The following is a 25,122-nucleotide window of genomic DNA, read 5'->3' on the forward strand; positions in this document are numbered from 1 at the left end:
AAGTCGCTTAAGAGGAGTAGTCTCTCATATATCAACTGAGCTGTGAATAATCTAGGAGCCCCTGTATTCAATAGAAGAAGTATCGGATTCACTGAAAAAACGGATGACCATTTACTAAGCACATGTTTCTAGATAGGATACTTATGACCCATGTTTTGTAAAAAAAATATGTCGAGATAAGTACCTGTTATATGTATTATAAGTGTGGAAATGTGCTTTTTATTTTGATAGAGGAGGTTTCTATTTGCAATTACTAAAGCGATTACATCCTTCAAAGTGGCTTAGCAATCAATTGATTCGCAAAAAGATTATGTTTATCTATATGCCCCTAATTATTGTACCTTTATTTATTTTAGGTTTTGTTTCGTATCACGTCTATACAGAAGCTATCGTCAAGAAGACAGAGGAAAGCATCTCAGACAAATCCACATTGATTATTACGCTCGTCAATGGCATGCTGACGAACACGGAGAGCGCTGCGAATATGTTGACGTTGAACCTAAATAAGGTCATCGTCGAGGAGCGAGTTGATAGAGTTGATCAAGTATCCGATTTACAACTTTACACGCAAATTACGAACCAGCTAAGCTATGCTCTACTCGTTTTCCCAGACGTGGAGTCGGTGGCTTTTATCAATAAGAATAATCAGGTCTATGGTTCTTCACTTGCGATGGAGAGAAATGCGGAGATGCTACGGGATAATGAGATGATACATAGATTGGAGAATTCGAATGGTTCTAATATTTGGTTCCCTATGGAACGACGAAATTACTTGGTTACAAGCCCGGAAGAGCCGGTTCTCACACTGGGTAAACGCATCGTAAACATAAATACAGGTGAGCAGCTAGGCTATCTAATCCTGAATGTCCGAGAAAGTACCTTGTCAGATATCTATCGAAATATAGGTTCTATTCAAGCGGGATCGTTTATTATATCCGACTCGGCAGGTTTTGTGGTCTCGGCTTTGGAAGTGGACAAGGTGCTTCTTCCGTTGCAAGAAGGATCATTAAGAGATTGGGTGTTGGGACCTCAACAGCCCAATGTCATTCAGCGATCGCCTGAAGGAAGAATGCTGCTGGTAAGCACCGATATTAGAAAACTAGATTGGAAGCTGATCTCCTTGGTGCCTTACGATAGATTAACCGAAGATACGGGAAAGATTACCCGCTTAATCATTCTCATTGGTTTCATTTGTTTGTTGTTTGCTATTCTTGGAGCAGGATTGCTATCCAAATGGATCGCCAGCCCGATCATCAGTCTCTCACGGCACATGAAGCATGTTAATGAAGGGAATCTGGATCAACACCTTCAAATTAACTCAAGAGACGAAATCGGGATACTAGCCTCAGGATTCAATATGATGATGAATAGGGTTAAGGAGTTACTCATGAATATTAGTGTTGAGCAAAGAAAAAAAAGAGAGTATGAACTTGCCCTCATTCAGGCACAGATGAAGCCGCATTTTCTGTACAACACACTTGATGTTATCTATACGCTGTCAGAGATGGGGAGGGTGCGTGATGTGCAGCGAACGACGAAGGCGCTTGCTGACTTCTACAGAGTTGCTCTAAGCAATGGAAGGGATCAGATTACTCTCCAGGAAGAGCTCAATAGCGTGCAAGATTATTTAGCTATTCAACGGATTCGCTATTCTGATGTGTTTAATTTCAAGATCGACATCCAGCCTGAGATTCTATCCTGCATCATTCCTAAACTTGCGATTCAACCACTTGTGGAAAATGCGATTTATCACGGACTTAAGACGAAAGGGTCTTTTGGTGAGTTGGAGATTACCGGATGGAAAGAGGCTGACAAGGTCATTCTGAAGGTGAAGGACGATGGAGTAGGAATACCTGAAGAACGATTGTATTCTCTGATAACTGCAATGAAGGATCAAGAGAAACCGATTGGCTATGGGCTCAGTAGTGTGCATGAACGAATCAGGCTATATTTTGGAGAAGAGTATGGGTTGCATATCACAAGCATATTGGGGAACGGCACAGAGATCACAATTGAGATTCCTTACCAGATTCAGTTAGGAGAAATCGTATATGCAAAAAATAATGGTTGTTGATGATGAGGCTATCTTCCGTGAGTATTTGCGTGGGGTGTTAGACTGGGAGACTCTTGGTTTCGAGATTAATGTAGAGGCAAGGAATGGACTTGAGGCACTGGAACTCTGCAGTAAGCACCCTGTGGACATTGCGCTTGTTGATATAACGATGCCCTTCATGGATGGATTGGAGTTAACTGAGAAGCTGAAAGAGCAGTATCCTGGGATAAGCATAGTACTTATTACAGGTCATAATGAATTTGACTATGCAAGAAGAGCCGTCAGACTTGGTGTAGAAGACTACATTTTAAAGCCATTTTCAAAGGATGAGTTATTGTTGACTCTCTTGAAGTTACAGAGGGTGCATCAGAAAACACAAGTTGAGAATCTTACACTTAAGGAGAATAACCAGATGATGAAGGAAAGTCTCCTCAATCAACTGATTAGTAAGGAATATAATCTTACGGATGATGATGTCATGAAACGCCTTGCCCATTTCAATATTCAAGTTCAGAACCCGTGTTTTATTGTCGCCTGTATCGAGATTGATCATATGGATCGTAAGTGGGAGAAAGTAAGTGAACGTCTTCTGATGAAATACGCCGTTACGAATATCTTGAATGAGGCCCTTGAAGAGAGTTGGAATCATGATATCTTCAACGGACCTGAGGGGCGAATTGTATGTTTGGTCGAGCATACGAATAATCTTACAAATATCACACCTCCTTTGGAAGGATACAAGAAGCTAGGTACATTAATTAAAAAGTACTTAAATTTCACAATTACAGTTGGCGTTGGCCGTAGTAAAGAGGGATTTAAAGGCATCTCCAGTTCCTATAAAGAAGCACTTGAGGCGCTCCAAAACAAGTTTGTACTCGGTCATGACCGGGTCATAGCATATGGATCCTCCTTGACAGAGATTGGGAAGCAAGCATTCTATCCTAATGAGGTAAATGAAGAGTTACTCATGGAGCTGCGTATGAGAAATGCCGAACGAGTTCAGCAAATATTGGATGGTGTATTTGAATCTATTCGTGCAAGACGACTATCAATTGATTATGTGTATGTGATTTGTATGGGTCTTATTGCAGTGAATCTGTCTTATATTACAGAGCTAGGACATCCCATTGAGGACTGCTTTGGAGAAAATTTCTTTCCATATAGTGAAATTCATAAGTTTGAATCGGCTGATATGACATTTGAGTGGATCAAGCAATTATTTGACGTGGTCATCCAATATACGAGTAAGTATAAGAATACAAGATCCTCAAAAATTTCTCAGTCCGCCAAGTCATATATTGAGCAATGCTATACCGATCATGAGCTCCAGCTGGAGCATGTAGCAAAGCACGTATTTATTAATGCAAGTTATCTTCGTGCAGTGTTCAAGAAAGAATATGGAATGACGGTAAGCGACTACGTTACACAGTATCGGATGAAGAAAGCGAAGGAAATCCTAGGGCAAGGTGGAACACGCCTGTCTGACATCGCAGAGATGGTTGGGTATAGTGATGCTGGCTATTTTAGCAAGAGCTTTAAGAAATTCTATGGATATTCACCGAGTGAGTATGGAAAAACGCGAAGTTAGTGGATATTTCTGCGCAGATAGTACCAAAAGTAAGCAGTTTTTTCATTATCATGGATAGTGACAATCTCTATACTTAAGGTAGTAAGTCATATTTGAAAGGGGTAATAAAATGAAGAAACTCGCAATGGGGTTGGTAAGTCTAAGCCTAATATTTGTAAGCGCTTGCGGATCGGCAGGTAGTGCAGCAAATGAACCAGCTAAGACAACACCAGTTACCAAGGAAGAAGCAAAGGCTACAGAAGAGGCGACGACTGCACCGCTAGAGGCTGTCAAACTTCGTATTTATGCCCAATATTCTGACGATGACACAAAACTTCCTTATGATTACGCTGTTGCAGAATTAAAGAAAGAAATGCCGAATGTTGAATTGGAGTTAGAAGTTCAGGCTCAAGATGATGGACAGAAGATCAAAACGTATGCAGCAACCGGAAATCTTCCAGATATTTATCAAGCGAATATGAATATTATTAATACCTTTAAGAAATCTGGAAACATATTGATGCTTGACGATTACACTGATCTGTACGATTTTAAAGACAAAATGTTTGAGAGCACTATGAATACGTTGATTACCGATGACGGACATGTGTACGCCTTTCCATATGCAGGCAATGAATTTATGCTTCTATACTATAATAAAGAGCTATTCGAGAAAAATAATGTAGCACTTCCTACCACCTATGATGAACTCATGACTGCAGTTGAAACCTTTAATAAAGTAGGAATAACACCACTGGCGTTATTCGCTAAAGAGAAGTGGCCAACGGTTGCCCTTTACGATATGTTCGCTACACGAGTTGACCCGGGTGGTATTCTGAAGCTACAAAGCGGTGAAGCAAGTCCAAGTGACCCAGCATACAAGCAAGCAGCGGAAGAAATAATCAAACTAGTCAAAGCGGGTCTGCTACCCAAAGGTGCAACCAACCTAAATTATGATCAAGCAGCTTCATTGTTCTATGAAGGGAAGTCCGCAATGTTCTTTAATGGTCAGTGGGAGATAGCTACCTCAACTGAAAAACTTGGTGATAAAGTGGGATGGATGTACTTCCCTGGTGTCGATGCAGCATCCTATGAGCAAAACAAATATGCCTTTATTGGAGGAGGAGGACCTGCTGGTTACGCCGTCAATCCGGATACTAAAGATCCCGAACTTGCAGCCAAAGTAGCAGCGTTCATCTCTCTGAAATATGCTGAGTACAAATACACTGAGCGTGGTCAACCGATGGTTGCAACGAAGGTTGATAAAGCTATTGTTATGGAATATCCGCCAATGATGACGCAGCTTACTGAAGATGTCGCTAAGATAACAAGCACCACTGCATTCGACTGGGGCTTGTCCGATGCTAAATTCAAGGCCGCTATTGAAGATGCTACGCAAAGTTTGATGACCGGTGGCTACAGTGTTGAGCAATTCATTAAAGATGTAAGTAAGGCAATTCCACAGACTAAGTAGCCAGTGATATGAAATAGAACTCGCTCAAGGTAATGATCGAGCGGGTTCTATCTGTATTATATGTCAATTCTTGAATTGGATTGAGACTCGTAAGGGATGTGAAGACATGAAGAAATTCCTGGGTAATAAGGTAGCCATAACATTATTTACGCTACCTGCTCTCATTGTATATACAATTATGGTGATGTATCCACTTGTGCAAACCTTTTTTCGGAGTTTGTATCAGTGGGATGGACTTACAGCAGGAACCTTTATATGGTTTGATAACTACAAGGAACTGCTTGAGGATAGTGTATTTCACACCTCTGTTTATAATGGACTTATTTTTGCAGCCATCATTACTATTACTCAGATTTGTATTGGATCAATTCTTGCGTTTGCTGTAGCGCATGGCAAGTATAAAGGACGTAAAATTCTCAGGGTTAGTTATTTTATCCCGGTTGTTTTATCGATTACGGTAGTCTGTCAATTATGGTTGTCCATCTACAACAGTGAATACGGCTTGCTGAATAAGGTATTTGGTATCTTGGGACTTGATTATCAGCAAGACTGGTTATCGAACGGGAAGTCAGCAATTATCGCGATTGCTTTCGTCAATGCATGGCAATACATGGGCTACCATTTTGCCTTATTACTTGCAGGGGTCAGGTCTGTACCGGAACAATACATGGAGGCCGCTCGAATTGATGGTGCGAACAAATTCCAGGCCATCACAAAAGTCATGATTCCAATGATGTCGGAAACGTATAAGTTCTGTCTGATCTTTGCCGTCACGGGAGGCCTCAATGCTTTTGCAAATATGTATATTATGACCAGCGGTGGACCAGGAACTTCTACCTACACGCTTACCTACCTGATGTACCGCTCTGCCTTCCGTGTTGGAGAGTTCGGTTATGGTAGCGCTGCAGCAGCAGTGTTGGTCATCGAATGTCTGCTTGCAACACTCATTATTAACCGCCTGGTTGCCAGGGAACGAATCTCCTACTAAAGGAAGTGTGTAATTATGATCTGGTTTACAAAGCTGTTAAAAGGTAAATGGCTTCTTACGTGCTTTATGTGGCTGTATGCTCTTTTGTCAGTCTATCCATTGCTATGGATGATCTTTTACTCTCTCAAGAATAATGATGAGATTTTTGTAACCAATCCATTTGGGTTTCCCACCCATCTGCGGTTTGAAAATTATGTGGATGCTTGGTCCAAATATAATGTTCCAGTCTATTTCATGAACAGTGTTATTGTAGCAACAGTGACGGTCGCTGGAGCAATTATTTTGTCTGTGATGTTCTCCTTTGCAGCGGCTCGAATGCAGTGGCGGTTGCGCGGGATTGCACATACCTATATCATGATCGGCATGTTCATACCAATACAGGTTATAATGATTCCACTAGCCATTATGGTTCGGGATTTGCATCTTGCTAATACGTATGGCGCGCTCATTGTTCCTTATATAGCTTTTAACTTGTCCTTTAGTTCTATTGTTTTTTATGGTTTTTTTCGTAGTATACCCATCGAATTGGAAGAGTCAGCTTGTATTGATGGAGCAAGTATTTATCGCACATTCTTCAGCATCATGTTACCTATAATCAAACCGGCACTCGCTACCATGGTCATCTTTATCTTTCTCAATTCATGGAACGAGTTTACAATGGCTGTTATTCTAATTTCTAATGAAAACCTGAAGACGTTACCATTGGGCTTACTGTTCTTCCAGGGAGAATTCACGACCAATTGGGGGGCTATGGGAGCAGCAATGACGATTGCCAGCTTGCCTACCGTGCTGATCTACATGCTATTCAGTGAACAAGTGGAAAATGCGCTTACTGTTGGTTCAGCGGTTAAGGGATAGATCAAAAGAGGAAGCCAATCAAACGTAGTTCAAGCTGATTAAACGAGACTTTTCACGAGTTCTATTTAACTTGTGGGAAGTCTATTTTTCTTATATCCAGATTTATCCTTAATGCTACTCCATTTGGTATAAGATGCTAGTAATTTGTAGAGAAAGCCTAGGCACAGGAAGTCATGTAGCTTGATATATATCAATTGACGGATATACTAGAGAGATATATTATATTAAATAATAAATACGCCGTTTTTTTTGCACTGAAACTTTAGCGCGTTGTATTATAACAGCGGTGAAGCATGTCTGTTTTAGTCGAATACTGTAGGCTGTTTTGAAATGAAAAGGGGGATTTGGGATGAAGAAGAAACTGTGGGTTTCACTTATGATGTCTGTCATCATGTTGACAGCGGTGGCATGTGGTAATAACTCGGCAAAAGAAACCAATGGCACGACGGGTACGGATGCAGGAAGTAATAATAGTGCGGATAAGAAATCGTATAAGATTGCTATTTCGCAAATTGTAGAGCACCCTTCATTGGATGCTACACGGGAAGGATTCTTGCAAGCCTTGAAGGATGCCGGAATAACAGATGGTGATAATCTAAAGGTTGACTACAATAATGCACAGAACGATCAGACGAATAACATGACGATTGCTCAGAAAATAAATTCAGAAGATGCCGATCTGGTTCTAGCGATTGCTACACCATCAGCACAAGCGGTGGTACAGCAGGTTAAGGATAAGAATATATTGTTTGCCTCGGTATCTGATCCGCTTGATGCAAAGATTGTAAGTAATCTAGAGAAACCTGGTGGTAAAATTTCAGGAGGATCAGATACTAACCCTGAAGCAACGACGAAATTGATGGACTTTGTTGCTGAAAGTTTCCCTGATATAAAAAGCGTTGGACTGGTCATTAATGAAGGTGAACCCAATGCCGTTATGATGTCTAAATTGGCAGAAGAGGCTCTTGCGAAACATGACATTAAGTTAGTAAAAGCAGCGATTACGAATACATCTGAGGTAAAACAAGCAACGGAATCCTTAATCGGTCGAGTGGATGCATTCTATATTACGCTTGATAATAGTGTCGTGAGTGGTGCAGATGTAATCATTCAAGTAGCGAACGAGAAGGATATTCCTTTCTTCTCAAGTGACCGAGATACCGTTGAGAAGGGCGCCTTTGCTACGGTAGGGTTTAAATATTTCGATCATGGTTATCAAGTTGGCCAGATGGCTGTAGAAATTTTGAAGAATGGCAAGAATCCAGGAGATATGCCCGTGGGTATGCAAGAGAAACTGGATCTTATCTTGAATTTAAAAGCAGCGAAGGAACAAGGAATCGAAGTGACGGATGATATGAAGGCGAAAGTACAAGATGCAGAGAACAATATTATCCAATAAGTATGTGAAAAAGGTTAAGACTTTGCTTGTGTAAGAATGATTTGGAGTGGCCGATGATTATCGTCCACTCCCTTTACGTCTAAGAGGAGGTAATCATAATGTCGATGGACTCATTGTTGGGTGCAGTTGAATCCGGATTGTTATATGCATTTATGGCACTCGGTGTCTACATGACATTTCGGATTTTGGATTTTCCTGATTTAACGGTAGATGGAAGCTTTACGACAGGGGCTGCTATTGCTGCTGTGATGATTAACAATGGGTATTCCCCTATTCTTGCTAGCCTATCGGGGTTTGCAGGTGGGCTACTTGCTGGCATGTGTACTGGACTATTGCATACGAAAGGTAAAATCAACGGACTTATGTCAGGAATTCTGATGATGATTGCACTGTACTCTATTAATATGAGAATTATGAATAAGCCTAATATTTCTGTATATGGTATGGAGACTCTGTTTACTTCAGCCAAACCACTTATCATGATACCGATTGTGGTTATTATCGTGTTGATGTTATTGAATCGGTTCTTGTACTCGGATCTGGGATTAGCTTTAAGAGCAACCGGAGATAATGAACGGATGATTCGAAGCTTCGGTTCGAACACAGATTTCACCAAGATTGTTGGGATCAGTTTGTCTAATGGACTGGTGGCACTCTCAGGAGCGCTCATTGCTCAACAATCTTCTTTCGCTGATATCAATGGTGGGGTAGGGATGATTGTTATTGGATTGGCTTCCGTTATTATTGGTGAAGCTGTGTTTGGAGCAAAGAATGTTATTCACCATACCATTTCTGTCGTTCTAGGTTCAATTGTCTATCGTATTGTGGTTGCTCTGGCACTTCGAGTAGAGTGGTTAGATGCCTCTGATATGAAGCTCATTACAGCGGTTATCGTTATTATCGCACTCGTACTTCCGTCTTCGCGACGTATATTGAAGCAGAAGAAAATGGCCAAAAGACGATCAGCCCAAATATTGAATAGCAGACCGGACAAAACGATTGGAGGTGGTGCATAATGCTTCAACTAAACCATGTAGCTAAATTGTTCAATCCAGCGACACCGGATGAGAAAATTGCTCTTTTTAATATACAATTACATTTGAAACCAGGAGACTTCGTGACAGTCATTGGAAGTAATGGAGCGGGTAAATCGACCTTAATGAATATTATTTCAGGCGTCATGAAGCCCGATACAGGTCAAGTGAGAATTGCAAATGAAGATATTACCCATGTGCCAGAATATCGTCGGAGTCGATGGATTGGTAGAGTCTTTCAAGATCCGATGGCAGGAACCGCACCACATATGACCATTGAGGAGAATCTCGCGATGGCTTATGCACGTGGTAAACAGCGTGGATTATCATTAGGAGTGAAGGGGAGCAAACGCTCTTTGTTCCGTGAACATCTGTCACTGCTTGGGATTGGCTTAGAAGAACGTCTCCATGCAAAAGTAGGAATGCTCTCAGGTGGTGAACGTCAAGCGTTGAGTCTGCTCATGGCAACATTCACGAATCCACAAATTTTGTTGCTCGATGAACATACAGCAGCACTAGATCCCGCTCGTGCGGAACTGATCACTCAGTTAACGGAGCGAATTGTACGTGAGAAGAACCTGACAACGTTAATGGTCACACATAATATGGAACAGGCCATACGTCTTGGAAATCGTCTTATTATGATGGACAGTGGTCGAATTATATTAGATATTAATGAACACCGCAAGAAAGACTTAACCGTTGAGCGATTGCTTGGAGAATTCGAACAAATAAGTGGACATAAACTGTCCGATGATCGTCTTGTATTAGGTTAAGATATCGCGACATAAGCTATAATCTCACACTCGAAGGGTGGGGGTTATAGCTTTTTAATTTTAGTTAAAGTCATTTAAGTCCCTCGATCGAAATAAGCTTAGGATGTCGTAATTGCCCTGCGGATGTGATCTCAAGGCCAGTAACCTGTGCGCGAAGCGGGGTGTTTAACCATAATACAGTCGACTTCCGTAACCCTTCTGGTAATACGTCAAAATAATATTGTAGCTTACCTGTAGCGGGCAACTTCCTTATTTGTTCTTTTAATGAATGATTTAGACCCGAGGAAATTCTACCAAAATACGCTCCATCTCTTCTCATAGCAAGGCTAGACAAGGCACCATCTTTCATTAAAATACCAACAATCTCTATATCCATCTGGATTGACGTCTTACACTTGAACCAGTCGTGATGATGTTTGCCTTCTCTGTAAGGACTAGTCACTTTTTTGGCAACGACGCCTTCTAATTGTTGTTCTACTACCCAATTCCACAGTACCGCTCCATCCCTAAAAGTATCTGTAGTGTAGAGAGGGTGTTTCCAACCTTTAGATAATTCTTTCAGGCGTTGATCACGTTCATCAAATGGGTGTTTTCTGAGGTCATGTTCTCCAGCTTGTAAAAGATCAAACACAATATAACTGACGGGCTCACGTTCGGCTGCTATGGTAATATGTTTGGTGTCACGCATTCTACCGCGTTTTTGCAAATGCTGAAAACTAGGTTTACCCGTAGTAGGATCTAATAATATCGCTTCTCCATCTAGAACATACTTTCCGTCCATGGCTGAAAGAGCTTGTACTAACTCCGGAAAAACTATATTTAGGGATAACATGTGTTTAGAGTAAATGTCTACTTTTCCGTTCTCAATATGTGCGATAACTCGATAACCATCCCATTTCAGTTGATAGATCCATTCCTCGCCAACCGGAAGTGTGGATTGAAGAATAGGGGACATGGGCGTAAAAGGTTTCATATGTCTGAACTCCTCACTTTAATACCTAATGTTGTGTCATCATCCAATAGTAAATTATTAACGGAAGTGAGTGTAGCTATACGAATGGTCTAGCGCGAAATTGTATGATATATTTCTAATGAAAATATAATTCACCTAAATAGGAGACCTCATATGTTCAAAAAAAATGCAATCATACTATTTCAAGGGGATTCAATTACCGACGGGAACCGTGGTCGTGATGAAGATCTAAATCATGCCATGGGTCATGGATACGCACATCTTATTGCAAGCCGTGTAGGGTATGATCAACCAGAGCAACAGTACACTTTCTTCAATCGAGGGATTAGTGGGAATCGGATCGTTGATCTGTATGGTCGTTGGCAAGAGGATACGTTAAATCTGAAACCAGATGTGTTAAGCATTCTTATTGGTGTAAATGATGTGGGCATGGAATTCTCTCAAGCATGTGGCGTGTCCGCAGCTAAGTATGAGAAGGTATATGCTAATCTAATTGAAGAAACGAAAGCCGAGTTACGTGATATTGAGATCGTTGTTTGCGAGCCGTTTATTTTACCGGTAGGTTATGTCAAGGAGAATTGGAAGTCGTGGTATGATGAAGTCTCGAAGAGACAAGAAGCGGCCAAAAGAATATCCGAAACCTATGGAACGATATATGTACCTCTACAAGAGGCTTTCAATGACGCATGTAGCCAAGCAGATGAATCATACTGGATATGGGATGGCGTGCATCCAACTCCTGCAGGTCACGAGCTTATTGCGAGACAATGGTTAGACACCGTGAAGAATAAGAAGTAAATAAGTCTACGTAAATCGCAGAAAAGGTGCGTCAGAGAATGCTACCTCTAACATACCTTTTTTCTGTAAAATACATTTAGAGACTACCGATGATCTCTTCGACGACAACGAACAAGTACATCTTCGCCGGGTCTCAAATTGATGACGCGGGTGTTTCTTCTCTCTTCGTCACGGCGGTGACGGCGACAACGGACAAGCACATCTTCGCCTCTTCTTAAGTTAATTGTACGATCAACTTTAGGCTTTACTTTCTGGTTCATAGGATCTCCTCCAATAAATATTATTTCTACTACAATCACAATATATGAGAATTCAAAAAGAAAGATTGGGTTTCTATGATTATTTAATATGTTGCGATTTAAAAGGATTGCATTAATTGATTCAAAAGTATTGACATGAGGATTCTCTCGTGAGAAAATGTACGCGCGTACATTAATGGTGATTGGAGGGCTTATTATCGCATCCCGCAAGGAAGTGGCTGATCTTGCCAATGTATCTGAAGCAACAGTATCCAGAGTTCTAAACAACGTAGGATCTATGAGAGAAGAGACAAGGCAAAGAGTATTGGATGCTGCTAAACAACTGAATTATATTCCAAGCGCACTGGCTAGAAATTTTGCTACAAGTAAAAGTGGGAATATAGGTGTTATCCTGCCTTATGTACCGAAGGTTAATTTGTTCTCGACCTATTTCTTCTCTGAAATTCTAAGTGGAATTGGGAGTGAATCACGCGAATTAGGGTATGATCTGTTGCTCTTGTTTCGACCACTAGATGATGTGATGAATTATACACAATTATTTCATACACATAAGGTGGATGCTCTCATTGTCTTAGGAGCAACGGATGATTCGGTAGAATTAGAAGCTTTGCAACGTTTAAAAGATGAAGGTAGACCTTTCTGCTTAATAAATCAACATGTGGATGGCGAAGAATTCAGTGAAGTGGATGCTACCCATGAGAAGGGGAGTTATGAAGCAGTAACTCACCTCATTCAACAAGGATATAGAAAAATCGCTTTTATCAATGGACCAACCGAATATTCCAATAGTCGTGATCGCTCCACAGGTTATCGTAAGGCGCTGCTTGACCATGGGATAGAGGTTAATGAATCCATATTGTTCACAGGTAACTTTAGTCGCAAAAGTGGGTATACTGCCGCATCGTCAGTCCATGCTAGGTTAAATGAAATTGATGCTATATTTGCCTCGAACGATCGGATGGCTATTGGCATGCAACAGGGTTTAAGAGATCTAGGCATACCGTGGAACGAACTTCCAGGGATGATAGGCTACGATGATTCGGATGCAGCTGAAATGACTACACCATCGTTGAGCAGTGTGAGCGTACCCTTTTTTCAAATGGGGAAAATTGCAGCAGAGAAACTGCTACAGCCTCTACGACAATCATCAGCAGAATTACATGAACATTTCCGTATTCAACTACCGACGGAACTCATTGTGAGGGAATCATCATCTCGTCGAATATATTCAAAGGGGGAATAAGAATGAAAGAGCTCCGTATTGGTATGGTAGGTTACAAATTTATGGGTAAGGCTCATAGTAATGCTTATCGTGCACTCCCAATGTTTTTTCCTGATACGAAGATCAAGCCCAAAATGTCAGTTATTTGTGGTCGTGATGAAGAAGGTGTGACACAGGCAGCGAAGCAATTTGGTTGGTCCGAGGTTGAGACTGATTGGCGGACGTTGGTTGAGCGCGAAGATATTGATCTGATTGATATTAATGCACCAAGTAATGTACATAAGGAAATTGCTTTGGCTGCAGCCCGTGCGGGTAAACATATTTTTTGTGAGAAACCACTAGCATTAACGCTTGCAGATTCTCGTGAAATGTTAGCGGTTGCTGAAGAGACTGGCATTAAACATATGATCGGTTTTAATTATCGTTTTACTCCAGCAATTCAGTTAGCTAAGAAGTTAATTGACAGTGGTCGATTAGGTGAACTTTATCATTTCCGAGCCTGGTTTCTGCAGGACTGGATTATAGATCCAACATTTCCGTTAGTATGGCGTCTTCAGAAAGAAATTGCAGGCTCAGGTTCCCACGGTGATCTAGGTGCGCATCTGATTGACTTCGCTCATTATTTAGTGGGGGATATGAAAGAAGTTATGGGCATGAGTGAGACTTTCATTCGTGAACGCCCACTCGCTAGTGAAATGACGGGATTAACTGCAAAAGGAAGTAGTGATGGACCCAAGGGTCAGGTCACGGTTGATGACGCTACGATATTCATGAGTCGTTTTGTAAACGGTACCATAGGAGTATTTGAATCCACTCGATTTGCTGCAGGGCATCGGAGTACGAATTCCTTCGAGATTAATGGGAGCAAAGGAAGTATTAAATTCGATTTCGAACGTATGAACGAACTGGAAGTCTATTTCACGGATGATGAAGAAGATGTACAAGGTTTCCGCCGTGTTCTCGCAACAGATCCTGCCCATGCGTATTCAGAAGCTTGGTGGCCAACAGGACATACCATCGGATTTGAACATACATTCACACATGAAATGTTGGAACTTATGAATGCCATCAATGAAGGACGACAACCTTCCCCGAATTTTAACGACGGAGTGAAATGTCAGGCCGTGCTAGAGGCAGTTGAACGTTCAGTAGAAGAGCGGCGCTGGGTGTCTATTTCAGAAATGTAAACTAAACCGGTGAGGAGTGTTTTATATGAAAAAGGCGTTGATCGTATGGGGTGGCTGGGATGGTCATGAACCAGAACAAGTGGCGCAATTATTCAAAGATATTCTAGAAAAGGAACAATTCGAAGTAGAAGTATCAGATACGTTGGAAGCGTATTCTGATCTAGATAAACTTATGAGCTTGGATCTAATTGTGCCCGTATGGACCATGGGTGAAATTAGAAATGAACTTGTAGATAATGTACTGGCAGCAGTAGAGAAGGGCGTTGGAATCGTAGGTTGTCATGGAGGCATGTGCGATTCCTTCCGTACCAACGTGAACTGGCAGTTCATGACTGGGGGGCAATGGGTAGCTCATCCAGGGAATGATGGCGTTGAATATATCGTTCATATGAAATATAGCTCGAGTATGTTATTGGAAGGTATAGAGGATTTCGAAGTTAAGAGTGAGCAGTATTATCTTCATGTGGATCCTGCAGTAGAAGTCTTAGCATCAACGATATTCCCGGTAGTAAAAGGACCGCATTCGACGAATGGAAGCGTTGAGATGCCTGTTGTGTGGACGAAGCGTTGGGGAAGTGGAAGAGTCTTCTACAATTCCTTAGGTCATCATGCAGATATTATCGAGATGCCGGAAGTGACAGAGATCATGCGTCGTGGGTTCCTATGGGCAGCAGAGGGTAGATCAATGGCTGAGTATCAGAATGGTGGTTCGGATTCAGTTCAAGGAAGTTCATACACAGGAATGGCAGATAGTAACTATTAAGCATTCAGGAGGGGAATCACAGAATGAATACAATCAATGTAGGGATTATCGGGTGTGGAAAGATCAGCAGTATTTATATGGAGAATTACAAGAAATTCGAGATCATTCATGTCGTGGCATGCGCTGATATTGATATACAACGAGCTCAGGAGCAAGCTTCTAAATATGGCATACCCAAAGCTTATTCCCCTGAAGAGTTGTTAGCTGATCCCGATATCCAGTTAGTCATTAATCTGACGATTCCTGCAGCCCATGCTTCAGTATGTTTGCAAGCGCTTGCGGCAGGTAAACATGTTTATGTGGAGAAGCCCCTGGCGGTTACACGCGAAGAAGGACAACGCGTATTACAAGTAGCGAAAGAAAAGGGGCTCCGTGTCGGATGTGCACCTGAAACATTCTATGGCGCGGGAATTCAAACAGCGTTACAATTATTGAACGATGGCGTGATCGGACGACCTATTGGTGCAACAGCATTTATGATGAGTGGTGGTCATGAAGGATGGCATCCTGATCCTGAGTTTTATTATCAGGCAGGAGGTGGACCCCTGTTCGATATGGGGCCGTATTATTTGACAGCACTTATACAATTGTTGGGCCCAATTAAACGAATTACCGGAATTACAGGTAAAGCGCTAGAGGAAAGAACCATTACAAGTGAGAAGAAGCAAGGTCTAATGATTCCGGTTGAGATCCCTACACATGTGGCTGGTGTAATGGAGTTCGAAGAGGGAGCGATAGGAACCCTCATTATGAGCTTTGATATATTTGGTGGAAGCAGTCTACCACCGATTGAGATCTATGGTACGAAGGGTACATTACAAGTACCCGATCCTAATCAATTCGGTGGAAGTGTTAAATATCGCTTGATGGGTGAATCGGAATGGATTGAACAACCTTTATTATTTGGTTATGAGGAGAACATAAGAGGTATTGCCGCTGCTGATATGGCCTACGCAATCCAAAGCGGACGTCCACATCGTGCAAGTGGTGAACTAGCTTATCATGTTCTGGAGGCGATGTGGGCGTTCCACGATGCTTCCGATGAACAGAAGCATTATGACATGCGTAGTACATGTTCAAGACCAAGTCCCATGTATAAAGATCTTGAACCTTTTACATTGGATCAATAAGTAGAATGCTATTAAATAAGAGCCTCATGACGGCATACCTGCCGTTATGGGGCTGTTCTAATGAATGGGTGCATGTATAAATAAAGGGCGATGAGATGTATTCTGAATATTTCTCAGATATAATTACAATCATATCAGCATTTACTTTACGTACCCCAATCAAAATAAGAATGAGCCAAGGAGAACAATAATGTCTTACAAACAGATTAAATGGATGATCCTCTTTCTACCTACATTAACGGTGGGTTTATGGGAATATGTGCGACATACCCTATTAATACATTATGTGTCGATGGACCTTGGAAACGTTCTTAGTCCTGTTATTGTGTATCTTACGAGTCTAACGTTATTGATGCCTCTATTTCGAATGCTAGAGCATAACCAAGAGGAGTTAAATCGAGAGCGAACGGAGAAGGCAGCGTTAGAAGCTAGAGAACTCTTATCAAGAGAACTGCATGATGGCATAGCACAGTCTTTATTCTTATTGTCAGTTCAAATCGATCGCGCTAGTGCTAGAACATCTACGGTAGAGGAACAGGAAGAAATCCAAGAAATACGTAAGACGGTTCACGAAGTCAATCGATATGCTCGCCAGGCCATAACTAATTTGCGTTATCCAGCTACGATCGAGAAGAATGTATTCGAAGATTCCATGAAAGCAAGAATTAGGCATATGGCTCAAGAGACGTTAACAATTCCACCTTCTATTGAATGGGCAATTCCCGATCATTTGCTAAATTCTAAAGAAAAGATTGAGATGTTAGCCTGCATTCGTGAATCTTTACTTAATATCGAAAAACATGCGAAAGCAAACACCATTTCCATCCGTGGAGAAGGATCTGATTCATCGTGGATCGTATCTATCGAAGATAATGGGGTAGGGATGCAAGATGACCTGAATTTATATAAGGACCGTTATGGATTACGAATTATGATGGAAAGAGCACAAGAACTGGGATGGCGAGTGACCATGCCTGTGGTGCCTCTTGGAACAGTCATCGAGATCAGAAAGGAGGCGTTAACATCGTGAGTGTATACCGTGTACTTATTGTTGATGATTCTCAGCATGCTAGAGAAGCCATGATAGATATTCTAGCCGAAGATAGTGATTACGAAGTCATTGGAATCGTGTCTAGTGGTGAAGAAGCGATCGCTATAACAGAGCAACTTATGCCAGACCTCATCTTGATGGATATTCAAATGCAAGGCATAGGAGGTCTTGAGGCAACTCGGATTATCAAATTACAATATCCGTATGTCAAAATCGTTATGATAACGGTGTCTGATGATATCACGCATTTATTTGAAGCTTTAAAACAAGGAGCGCAGGGCTACTTGCTCAAGAATCTTTCTCCCTCCACATGGTTGGCGTATTTACATGCCATTATGCGTGATGATGCACCTCTTAGCCGTGAACTTGCTTTTCAAATATTGAAGGAATTCCCGATATCCGTAGCGAGTGAGGATCATATTCCGCTGACTACCAGAGAGAGAGAAATATTGAATTGGGTTGCGGCAGGCATGACAAATAAAGAAATTGCAACACAACTTGGTATTTCGGATCAGACGGTTAAGAATCATTTGAAGAATATTTTACAGAAACTTCACTTGGAGAACCGAGTACAATTAACCCGTTACGCGGTAGAAAAAGGGCTGGTGAATCGTAAATCTGGACTATTTCATAAACGAAAACGCAATTAAAAAGAGCTTCGCTTGTCCTTTATAGGATTAGCGAAGCTCTTTTAAAATATAGAATCCACAAGTATCTCTGCTTATATGCAGTTTGTACTTCAACGTTAAACGTTTCTTCGCCGCTAAAGGACGGAGTAGCCGTTTATGTTTGATTTATCCAATTGTAATTTTGCCTTCTGGGTATCGGAATGATTCTTTCTGAGGCTTAGGGCTTAGTGCATAGGCTAAGGTCAGAGGACCAAGCCGGCCTAAGAACATTAGAAATGTGATTGCAATCTTCCCAACCGTTGATAGATCAGGGGTCAATCCCATGGAGAGACCACACGTCCCAAAGGCAGAGGTAGCTTCAAAAAGAATCGTTAGAAATTGGCGATCTTCCGTAACGGATAATACCATGGTAAATGCGATGACGAGTAGAAAAGATAATAGTGTAAGTGTAATTGCTTTGTACACAACTTCCTTCGAAATTCGACTTCGGAAGAATACAACATCATCTCTACCTCGAGCCATCGTATACATGGCCCCTATGAGGATGGCAAAGGTCGTGACTTTAATACCACCACCTGTTGAACCAGGTGCTGCGCCTATGAACATCCAGATAATCATGAAAAACTGTGTGGATTGATGCAATTTAGGAATGTCTAATGTTGTAATCCCACCAGAGCGCGTAGTGACAGATTGCAATGTAGAGGCCATGATTTTATCCGAAGGATTAAGACCTTGTAAGGTATGTTCATTCGAGTATTCGAAAATAAAAATAACGACAGACCCGATCACAACTAGTGCAATGGATACCGAAAGAACAACTTTACTATGTAGGGACAATTTTCTTGACTTGCGAAACCCAAGTAGATCGGAGATGACAATAAAACCAATTCCGCCAAGAAAGATGAGTAGAATAATCACGATATTTACAAAAGGATCATTTACGTAAGAATTGAAACTACTGAATGGACCATGAACGGTTCCAAGGATATCTAGTCCAACATTAGTAAATGAAGAAACACTGTGGAATACGCCATAATATAAAGCTTGCCAGATAGGCATGTCCAATGAGAAGCGAATCGCTAATAACAGTGCTCCTACTAGTTCGATCGAGAGAGAATAGAAAATAACTTTGCGCATGAGACGCACAATACCTTCCATGCTGCCATGATTCATCGCTTGCTGTAGAACAAGTCGTTCTTTCACAGAAATCCGTTTGTTGAATACCAAAGCGATCAGGGTAGCCATGGTCGTGAAGCCTAGTCCTCCAATTTGACAAAGACTCAGAATTACGATTTCCCCAAAAGTAGATAGTTGTGTCCCCGGGTCCACAACTGCAAGCCCAGTGACACACGTGGCTGAAGTTGCCATGAATAAGGCATTCATGAAAGATAACGGGGATCCTGTAGATGATGCAATAGGTAATGCCAACAGAATAGTCCCAATTAGAATAATGATGGCAAAGCCAAATACTAGTATCTTTGGGGGTGTTAAAAAATAACGATATAGTTTATTTTTTGGTGTGAATTGCATTTGATTACTCACCTTCTAGAATGTCATTCTTCTCATTATAGTGTACCCATGAATGATAAAACAGTCCCAAACTCCCAATATTTATTATCGTGGGGTATAATAGCATGACAGAAAGTTTTGGAGGGATACATCATGATAAGACCAGCAAGAAAAGAAGATAAACTTTTTGTAACGCGATTACTTTATGATGCATTGCATGACGTTGCGCATCAATTGACGGGACAAGAGGACGAAGAAGATGTCCTTCAGGTTCTAGGACAATATTTCATTCAAGAAGAGGGTCGATTAAGTTACCATCAAATGGTCGTGAAAGAAGTGAATGGTGAGGTTGCGGGAGTTGTTGTTTCTTACGCAGGCTCTGATGCGATTGTATTGGATAAACCGATGATTGATTACTTAAGAAAGTTAAAGAACAACCCTAGTCTTGTGTTAGACAAGGAAGCGGATGAGGATGAATTTTATATAGATACGCTCTCTGTATCTCCTGCATATGGCAGACAAGGCATTGGTAAGGAATTAATGCTTGCTGTTGAGAATGAAGCCATGAAGCGACATTTCACCAAAATTGCGCTGGCGGTAGTTAAAGACAATGAGGGTGCTTATTCTTTGTATCAGAGATCAGGTTATAAGGTGGATAAAGAAATTCCGATCAATGATCACATGTATTATCATATGGTTAAGGAAATATAATGAAATTAAATATGCGGATGTGAGAGGTGTAATTAGATGGGAGAACCGATTAAGAAGAGATCTGAAGTGCTTGAAGAAACGACATGGAATTTAGATGATCTTTTTACAAGTATGGAAGCGTGGAAAGCTGAACTGAAATCGATCCGCGAGGATGTAGGGAATGTAACGCAGTATAAAGGTCGCTTAAGTGAAGGATCTGAAATATTGTTAGCATGCCTTAATGCTCAAGAAGAATTACACGAGCGTGTCTCACGTGCTGCTTCATTCGCGAGGTTACGTCAGACGGAGGATAGTACCAATTCGGACAACTTAGTAAATTCTGCTAAGTCGGGAGATATGGTATCGAGTATTGCATCCGCACTGTCTTTTATCAAGTCTGAGATCATTGCTTTACCTGATGGAACCGTAGAACAATATTTAGAAGAGAACATTGGACTAGCGGATTACAGCAGAAGCTTGAAATTATTGCTAGATTCGAAGTCTCATCGTCTTAGCTCAGAAACCGAAAGTGTTCTTGCATCGATGAGTGAAGTTCTAGATTCCCCGTATCGCGTCTATCTTCGAGCTAAGTTATCGGATATGACGTTTGAGAATGCAACGGATGAGAGTGGGAACTCACAGCCCGTATCGTTCCCTTTATATGAGAATAAATATGAGCAATCTTCAGATACAGTACTTCGTCGATCTGCCTTTGCTTCCTTTAGTCGTTCTCTTCGTACATATCAGAATACATTTGCCGAGGCTTATGCGACGGAAGTCAAGAAACAAGTCGTATTATCGCGACTACGTGGGTATGGATCTGTAACGGAAATGCTCCTACAACCACAGCAAGTGACAACTCAAATGTATGATCAAATTCTTGACACCATTCAAGAGCAATTGGCTCCACATATGCGAAGATATGCGAAGTTGAAGCAACGTGAGTTAGGACTAGAGAAATTGTATTTTTCAGATCTAAAGGCGCCTCTGGATCCGGAGTTTAGTCCAACAACGACTTATTCCGAAGCATGTAACATGATTCAAGAAGCATTGGGTGTTCTAGGGCCAGAATACGGAGAAATTGTGAATTCCGCGTTTAACGAGAGATGGGTAGATTATGCTAACAATGTAGGTAAATCTACTGGAGCATTCTGTTCTTCTGTCTATGGTCAACATTCGTACATCCTTATGACGTGGGCAGATAATATGCGGGGTGCATTCACGCTAGCACATGAAGTAGGTCATGCGGGACATTTGATGCTTGCGGCTAGAAATCAACGTTCAACCAATGCGCGACCGTCCATGTACTTTATCGAAGCACCATCAACAATGAATGAACTTCTACTTGCAGATCATTTAATGACGAATTCAGATGATGACCGTATGAAGCGTTGGGTTATTCTGCAACTTCTGAACACGTATTATCATAATTTTGTGACACATCTGCTTGAAGGTGAGCTTCAACGTCGGATCTATCGCTTAGCTATGAATGATGAGCCTATTACCGCTAAAGTTCTATCGGAACAAAAAGGAGATGTGCTCAAGTCATTTTGGGGTGATTCCGTTGAAATTGATGAAGATGCTAAGTTGACATGGATGCGCCAACCTCATTATTATATGAGTCTATATCCATACACCTATGCCGCTGGATTGACAGCTTCTACTGCCGTTGCACAGATTATTCGTGAAGAGGGTCAACCTGCTGTGGACCGATGGTTGGATGTTCTCAAAGCGGGAGGAAGTATGACGCCATTAGAACTTATGAAGTTAGCTGGTGTCGATATGTCTGATGCAGATCCAATTCATCGAGCTGTCGATTATGTAGGTTCACTAATAAATGAATTAGAATCTCTCTTTTAATAAATAGATAGATCACGTATGTACAACGTCCATACTCTTTCTTCATTACTATCATATACTAGGATATCTTGATAGTGAGGAGGAATGAGAATGAGTACGTTTTTGGATATGAGAAGTTCTATGAATTCATCTGTTTCGGGAGCACCTAATACAGAATTAACTTCTACGCCAGAATTATTTGGAGTTATTGGTCTGCAGACAGGTTTTGTACCAAATCCCATAATTACCTTGAATGGTAATATTTGTTTTGTTGGTGAAGCTGGTGATGAGTATATCATTGAGATTGTCCGTGGAGCCACGTACGTACCTTCGAATGTTATCTATCAGGCAGAAGGATCCATAAGTAGCACAAACGAATACGAGATCATATCGTTTCTTGCACAAGATTTAGCTGCCCCAGCCGCTGCAGAAAGTGTATATTCATCCTACGTATCTGGAGCCTCAACAACGATACGTAACGGACCAGAGGTGTTCTTTGGAAAAGCAGCAACGCCTTGATCCCCATGTTCATATTTTGGAGATAGTTGTAAGAACGTTCCATGTACGATTTGGAGCGTTTTTTTTGATGCCCTTATAAAGTACAATTTACCCACCTCATCTGATGATAAAGTGAGGGGGGAGTTTGTACTTTAACGTGTTTATTCAGTTAATTAGCTCTTCCGTTTATTAATATATTTGAGGCCTTACCGAAATCAAAGGCAACCTTCCCCGTAAGGGTGGCGGTACGCTCAGCTAGAACAACGGCATTTACTCCACAAGTGAAGAGAGCCACATCGAATTCACTCTTGTGATCTACGATCCAACGAAGCGTGTCTGACATTTGTTCGTATTGCCCGAAAGGAATTGTTTGTGAAATCTGGAGTGTGTAAGGTGGCGATTCCAGAACAGACTTCACTTGTAGATCTTCCCTTGTAACGATTAGTAGTCGCTGATTCTTCAACATACTCCAGAACGTGGGTGTATCAACTAATTGGCGATTCAGACAAGCATGGCATGTAAGGAGGGGAGAGATACCAAAGTGAGAAAAAACTTGATCCGTTAACTCTCTTTTTAAATAGGAGGGGGCATTAATGCTTATATCATCATGGGGTAGAATGCCTACGATATCAGCCCGCTGAACGGAGTAAGCTACTTCATCTCTTAATTTAAAATTAGGAAGAAACAACCCCTTTTGACCTCGATTAGCCTTCATTGACCATCGTTCTTGAAGTACCTGATCAATGGGCCACACTGTATCTTGTGCTAATACAAGATTCTCTCCGTCTCCAATACGTACGAGCGATAGCGCTTGACGGGTCGATAATGCATGTTCTATTCGAGTTAGAACCTCATCTAATTCAAGATATCTGCTTTGTTGCATGATCTCCCTCCTAACTGTTGTTCCTATATATATATGTTGCTAAAGCAATGCATACTGTGTCATTGACTATCTTCTATAAATTTATACCTATTTAACAATAGAGTTAATGAAGGTGTCCTATCAGATTAGACAGTGGAAACATATATTGTGAAGAACTAAGGGTTTAATTATGTAATGCCAAGGAGGGTGGCTTGGGTGGATATTATTAACAGAATTAAGGACCTTTCGGCTAGAGTCGTCGTTATTGGTCTTGGATATGTAGGGTTACCGATGGCAACTGAGATTGCAATGGCTGGTTATAACGTGTTCGGAATCGATATCGATCCAGTTAAAATTGCAGAATTACACAATGGACGATCTTATATTATAGATATTGAAGACCAAGTTATTGCATCGATAGCTGGGAATTTCCATGTTGGAACGCAATATGATGTCATTCGTCAAGCAGATATTATCATTATCTGTGTTCCTACACCATTGGCGAGGGGGAATCAACCGGATACAACATATATAGAATCTGCTATCCAGATGTCGCTTCCTTACCTCAAGAAGGAAACGCTAATTATTCTGGAGAGCACCACATATCCGGGGACGACGGAGGAGCTTATACGTCAGGTTGTGGAAAATACCAATGCGTGGTCTGCTGGAGACGATTTCTACGTCTGTTATTCTCCTGAAAGAGTGGATCCAGGGAGCAAAGATTATCACGTTAAGAACACACCGAAGATTATAGGAGGAAGTACACCGAACTGTCTGAAAGTTGGGGTTGAATTCTATGGGGGAATTCTTGATCGTATCGTTCCAGTCAGTTCTACAATGGTTGCGGAGACAGCGAAGTTATTTGAGAATACATTCCGCAGTGTGAATATTGCTCTTGTGAATGGAATGGTTCCTATGTGTGAGAAGGCAGGGTTTAGTATTTGGGAAGTGATTGATGCGGCTGCTACTAAACCATTCGGCTATATGACATTCTATCCGGGTCCTGGAATCGGTGGACATTGTATCCCAATAGACCCACTCTATTTGGCATGGAAGTCAGAGCAATATGGCATTCCACTAGAGTTTATTCAACTTGCAGATCGAACGAATCATAATATGACTCTTTATTTGGTCGAACGAATAACAGAGATGTTAAAGAGTGAGGAGAAATCTATTAACCGTGCAAGAATTGTTCTTGTTGGGATGGCTTATAAAAAAGATATTGATGATGTAAGGGAATCACCTGCCATGGCATTATTTCAAAAGTTGAGAGAAGAAGGCGCTGATGTGTGTTATACAGATCCTTTTGTTTCTCAGTTTAGGTTAAGTAAAGAAATCATAACTTCGGTTGCTCCAGATCCAATATTATGGTCTGAATCCGATATGGTCGTAATCACAACCGATCATAGTAAGGTGGATTATCAGAATATAGCGGACCACGCCCCAATGATCTTTGATACACGAAATGTAATGAAGACATGCCAAGGTGGTCGTATTGTGGTATTAGGAAATCCAGGCTAATACTCAAAATGGAGATGGAATCATCATTGAGTGAGGAGGGC

23 protein-coding genes are annotated in these 25,122 nt (G+C 41.3%); 19 read left to right on the forward strand and 4 right to left on the reverse strand.

What is annotated here, in order from left to right:
• Window positions 1–244 precede the first annotated feature (244 nt).
• The 8 genes from AC1D7X_RS04310 (at window position 245) to AC1D7X_RS04345 (ending at window position 10,149) form a co-directional block, all read left to right on the forward strand.
• Entirely contained in the window at window positions 245–2,074 is a 1,830-nt protein-coding gene (locus AC1D7X_RS04310) for a sensor histidine kinase (protein WP_495456148.1), read from the forward strand.
• The gene (locus tag AC1D7X_RS04315) at window positions 2,052–3,641 is read left to right on the forward strand and encodes a response regulator (RefSeq protein ID WP_495474700.1); all 1,590 of its coding nucleotides are present in this window, start codon (window positions 2,052–2,054) and stop codon (window positions 3,639–3,641) included. The genes AC1D7X_RS04310 and AC1D7X_RS04315 overlap by 23 nt, the downstream gene beginning before the upstream one ends.
• A 109-nt stretch (window positions 3,642–3,750) precedes the next feature.
• On the forward strand, window positions 3,751–5,094 hold the full coding sequence (locus AC1D7X_RS04320; RefSeq protein WP_495474701.1) for an ABC transporter substrate-binding protein: 1,344 nt from the start codon (window positions 3,751–3,753) through the stop codon (window positions 5,092–5,094).
• 106 nt (window positions 5,095–5,200) lie between these two features.
• A complete protein-coding gene (locus AC1D7X_RS04325; protein ID WP_495456145.1) occupies window positions 5,201–6,082 on the forward strand; it encodes a carbohydrate ABC transporter permease in 882 nt (293 codons plus the stop codon).
• Window positions 6,083–6,097: 15 nt separating this feature from the next.
• On the forward strand, window positions 6,098–6,940 hold the full coding sequence (locus tag AC1D7X_RS04330) for a carbohydrate ABC transporter permease (RefSeq protein ID WP_495474702.1): 843 nt from the start codon (window positions 6,098–6,100) through the stop codon (window positions 6,938–6,940).
• Between the two features lie 349 nt (window positions 6,941–7,289).
• Window positions 7,290–8,339, forward strand: a complete 1,050-nt coding sequence (locus tag AC1D7X_RS04335; protein WP_495456143.1) for an ABC transporter substrate-binding protein — start codon at window positions 7,290–7,292, stop codon at window positions 8,337–8,339.
• A 98-nt stretch (window positions 8,340–8,437) separates the two neighbouring features.
• Window positions 8,438–9,355 carry an ABC transporter permease gene (locus AC1D7X_RS04340; protein WP_495456142.1) on the forward strand — a complete coding sequence of 306 codons (918 nt, stop codon included), beginning with the start codon at window positions 8,438–8,440 and terminating at the stop codon, window positions 9,353–9,355.
• The gene (locus AC1D7X_RS04345) at window positions 9,355–10,149 is read left to right on the forward strand and encodes an ABC transporter ATP-binding protein (protein WP_495456141.1); all 795 of its coding nucleotides are present in this window, start codon (window positions 9,355–9,357) and stop codon (window positions 10,147–10,149) included. The genes AC1D7X_RS04340 and AC1D7X_RS04345 overlap by 1 nt, the downstream gene beginning before the upstream one ends.
• A gap of 70 nt (window positions 10,150–10,219) precedes the next feature.
• On the opposite strand, the gene AC1D7X_RS04350 is transcribed toward AC1D7X_RS04345, so the two are convergent.
• Window positions 10,220–11,122, reverse strand: coding sequence for an ATP-dependent DNA ligase (locus AC1D7X_RS04350; RefSeq protein ID WP_495456140.1), 903 nt, complete (start codon window positions 11,120–11,122; stop codon window positions 10,220–10,222).
• A gap of 153 nt (window positions 11,123–11,275) precedes the next feature.
• On the opposite strand from AC1D7X_RS04350, the gene AC1D7X_RS04355 reads away from it, so the two are divergent.
• Window positions 11,276–11,920 carry an SGNH/GDSL hydrolase family protein gene (locus AC1D7X_RS04355; protein WP_495456139.1) on the forward strand — a complete coding sequence of 215 codons (645 nt, stop codon included), beginning with the start codon at window positions 11,276–11,278 and terminating at the stop codon, window positions 11,918–11,920.
• A gap of 83 nt (window positions 11,921–12,003) precedes the next feature.
• Here AC1D7X_RS04355 and AC1D7X_RS04360 read toward each other — a convergent pair whose 3' ends face one another.
• On the reverse strand, window positions 12,004–12,180 hold the full coding sequence (locus AC1D7X_RS04360; RefSeq protein WP_495456138.1) for a hypothetical protein: 177 nt from the start codon (window positions 12,178–12,180) through the stop codon (window positions 12,004–12,006).
• A 157-nt stretch (window positions 12,181–12,337) separates the two neighbouring features.
• Here AC1D7X_RS04360 and AC1D7X_RS04365 point away from each other — a divergent pair, with 157 nt between their 5' ends.
• The 6 genes from AC1D7X_RS04365 to AC1D7X_RS04390 all read left to right on the forward strand — a co-directional run bounded on the left by AC1D7X_RS04365 (window position 12,338) and on the right by AC1D7X_RS04390 (window position 18,183).
• Window positions 12,338–13,423: a LacI family DNA-binding transcriptional regulator gene (locus AC1D7X_RS04365; protein WP_495456137.1), complete on the forward strand. Its 1,086-nt coding sequence runs from the start codon at window positions 12,338–12,340 to the stop codon at window positions 13,421–13,423.
• Window positions 13,424–13,425: 2 nt separating this feature from the next.
• A complete protein-coding gene (locus AC1D7X_RS04370; RefSeq protein WP_495456136.1) occupies window positions 13,426–14,589 on the forward strand; it encodes a Gfo/Idh/MocA family protein in 1,164 nt (387 codons plus the stop codon).
• A 25-nt stretch (window positions 14,590–14,614) separates the two neighbouring features.
• On the forward strand, window positions 14,615–15,352 hold the full coding sequence (locus AC1D7X_RS04375; protein ID WP_495456135.1) for a ThuA domain-containing protein: 738 nt from the start codon (window positions 14,615–14,617) through the stop codon (window positions 15,350–15,352).
• 23 nt (window positions 15,353–15,375) lie between these two features.
• The gene (locus tag AC1D7X_RS04380; RefSeq protein ID WP_495456134.1) at window positions 15,376–16,482 is read left to right on the forward strand and encodes a Gfo/Idh/MocA family protein; all 1,107 of its coding nucleotides are present in this window, start codon (window positions 15,376–15,378) and stop codon (window positions 16,480–16,482) included.
• Window positions 16,483–16,672: 190 nt separating this feature from the next.
• Window positions 16,673–17,512, forward strand: a complete 840-nt coding sequence (locus tag AC1D7X_RS04385; protein WP_495456133.1) for a sensor histidine kinase — start codon at window positions 16,673–16,675, stop codon at window positions 17,510–17,512.
• Complete coding sequence (locus AC1D7X_RS04390; protein WP_495456132.1) at window positions 17,509–18,183, forward strand: response regulator; 675 nt, start codon at window positions 17,509–17,511, stop codon at window positions 18,181–18,183. The genes AC1D7X_RS04385 and AC1D7X_RS04390 overlap by 4 nt, the downstream gene beginning before the upstream one ends.
• Window positions 18,184–18,327: 144 nt before the next feature.
• Here AC1D7X_RS04390 and AC1D7X_RS04395 read toward each other — a convergent pair whose 3' ends face one another.
• Window positions 18,328–19,692 (reverse strand): TrkH family potassium uptake protein, encoded by a 1,365-nt coding sequence (locus tag AC1D7X_RS04395; protein ID WP_495474703.1) that lies wholly within the window; start codon window positions 19,690–19,692, stop codon window positions 18,328–18,330.
• A 132-nt stretch (window positions 19,693–19,824) separates the two neighbouring features.
• On the opposite strand from AC1D7X_RS04395, the gene AC1D7X_RS04400 reads away from it, so the two are divergent.
• From AC1D7X_RS04400 to AC1D7X_RS04410, 3 genes are all read left to right on the forward strand, one after another.
• Window positions 19,825–20,382: a GNAT family N-acetyltransferase gene (locus AC1D7X_RS04400; RefSeq protein ID WP_495456130.1), complete on the forward strand. Its 558-nt coding sequence runs from the start codon at window positions 19,825–19,827 to the stop codon at window positions 20,380–20,382.
• 36 nt (window positions 20,383–20,418) lie between these two features.
• Window positions 20,419–22,221, forward strand: a complete 1,803-nt coding sequence (gene pepF / locus AC1D7X_RS04405; RefSeq protein WP_495456129.1) for an oligoendopeptidase F — start codon at window positions 20,419–20,421, stop codon at window positions 22,219–22,221.
• Between the two features lie 90 nt (window positions 22,222–22,311).
• On the forward strand, window positions 22,312–22,719 hold the full coding sequence (locus tag AC1D7X_RS04410) for a hypothetical protein (protein ID WP_495456128.1): 408 nt from the start codon (window positions 22,312–22,314) through the stop codon (window positions 22,717–22,719).
• Between the two features lie 148 nt (window positions 22,720–22,867).
• Here AC1D7X_RS04410 and AC1D7X_RS04415 read toward each other — a convergent pair whose 3' ends face one another.
• The gene (locus AC1D7X_RS04415; RefSeq protein WP_495456127.1) at window positions 22,868–23,581 is read right to left on the reverse strand and encodes a GT-D fold domain-containing glycosyltransferase; all 714 of its coding nucleotides are present in this window, start codon (window positions 23,579–23,581) and stop codon (window positions 22,868–22,870) included.
• A gap of 195 nt (window positions 23,582–23,776) precedes the next feature.
• Here AC1D7X_RS04415 and AC1D7X_RS04420 point away from each other — a divergent pair, with 195 nt between their 5' ends.
• Window positions 23,777–25,081, forward strand: coding sequence for a nucleotide sugar dehydrogenase (locus AC1D7X_RS04420; protein ID WP_495456126.1), 1,305 nt, complete (start codon window positions 23,777–23,779; stop codon window positions 25,079–25,081).
• The last annotated feature ends 41 nt before the right edge of the window (window positions 25,082–25,122 follow it).

This window comes from Paenibacillus sp. Y568, from assembly GCF_059445545.1.

Bases quoted from the DNA above. Each gene is read 5' to 3' on its own strand.
- AC1D7X_RS04315 (WP_495474700.1), top strand. From the start codon at position 2,052: ATGCAAAAAATAATGGTTGTTGATGATGAGGCTATCTTCCGTGAGTAT.
- AC1D7X_RS04320 (WP_495474701.1), top strand. From the start codon at position 3,751: ATGAAGAAACTCGCAATGGGGTTGGTAAGTCTAAGCCTAATATTTGTA.
- AC1D7X_RS04325 (WP_495456145.1), top strand. From the start codon at position 5,201: ATGAAGAAATTCCTGGGTAATAAGGTAGCCATAACATTATTTACGCTA.
- AC1D7X_RS04330 (WP_495474702.1), top strand. From the start codon at position 6,098: ATGATCTGGTTTACAAAGCTGTTAAAAGGTAAATGGCTTCTTACGTGC.
- AC1D7X_RS04335 (WP_495456143.1), top strand. From the start codon at position 7,290: ATGAAGAAGAAACTGTGGGTTTCACTTATGATGTCTGTCATCATGTTG.
- AC1D7X_RS04340 (WP_495456142.1), top strand. From the start codon at position 8,438: ATGTCGATGGACTCATTGTTGGGTGCAGTTGAATCCGGATTGTTATAT.
- AC1D7X_RS04345 (WP_495456141.1), top strand. From the start codon at position 9,355: ATGCTTCAACTAAACCATGTAGCTAAATTGTTCAATCCAGCGACACCG.
- AC1D7X_RS04350 (WP_495456140.1), bottom strand. From the start codon at position 11,122: ATGAAACCTTTTACGCCCATGTCCCCTATTCTTCAATCCACACTTCCG.
- AC1D7X_RS04355 (WP_495456139.1), top strand. From the start codon at position 11,276: ATGTTCAAAAAAAATGCAATCATACTATTTCAAGGGGATTCAATTACC.
- AC1D7X_RS04360 (WP_495456138.1), bottom strand. From the start codon at position 12,180: ATGAACCAGAAAGTAAAGCCTAAAGTTGATCGTACAATTAACTTAAGA.
- AC1D7X_RS04365 (WP_495456137.1), top strand. From the start codon at position 12,338: ATGTACGCGCGTACATTAATGGTGATTGGAGGGCTTATTATCGCATCC.
- AC1D7X_RS04370 (WP_495456136.1), top strand. From the start codon at position 13,426: ATGAAAGAGCTCCGTATTGGTATGGTAGGTTACAAATTTATGGGTAAG.
- AC1D7X_RS04375 (WP_495456135.1), top strand. From the start codon at position 14,615: ATGAAAAAGGCGTTGATCGTATGGGGTGGCTGGGATGGTCATGAACCA.
- AC1D7X_RS04380 (WP_495456134.1), top strand. From the start codon at position 15,376: ATGAATACAATCAATGTAGGGATTATCGGGTGTGGAAAGATCAGCAGT.
- AC1D7X_RS04385 (WP_495456133.1), top strand. From the start codon at position 16,673: ATGTCTTACAAACAGATTAAATGGATGATCCTCTTTCTACCTACATTA.
- AC1D7X_RS04395 (WP_495474703.1), bottom strand. From the start codon at position 19,692: ATGCAATTCACACCAAAAAATAAACTATATCGTTATTTTTTAACACCC.
- AC1D7X_RS04400 (WP_495456130.1), top strand. From the start codon at position 19,825: ATGATAAGACCAGCAAGAAAAGAAGATAAACTTTTTGTAACGCGATTA.
- pepF (WP_495456129.1), top strand. From the start codon at position 20,419: ATGGGAGAACCGATTAAGAAGAGATCTGAAGTGCTTGAAGAAACGACA.
- AC1D7X_RS04410 (WP_495456128.1), top strand. From the start codon at position 22,312: ATGAGTACGTTTTTGGATATGAGAAGTTCTATGAATTCATCTGTTTCG.
- AC1D7X_RS04415 (WP_495456127.1), bottom strand. From the start codon at position 23,581: ATGCAACAAAGCAGATATCTTGAATTAGATGAGGTTCTAACTCGAATA.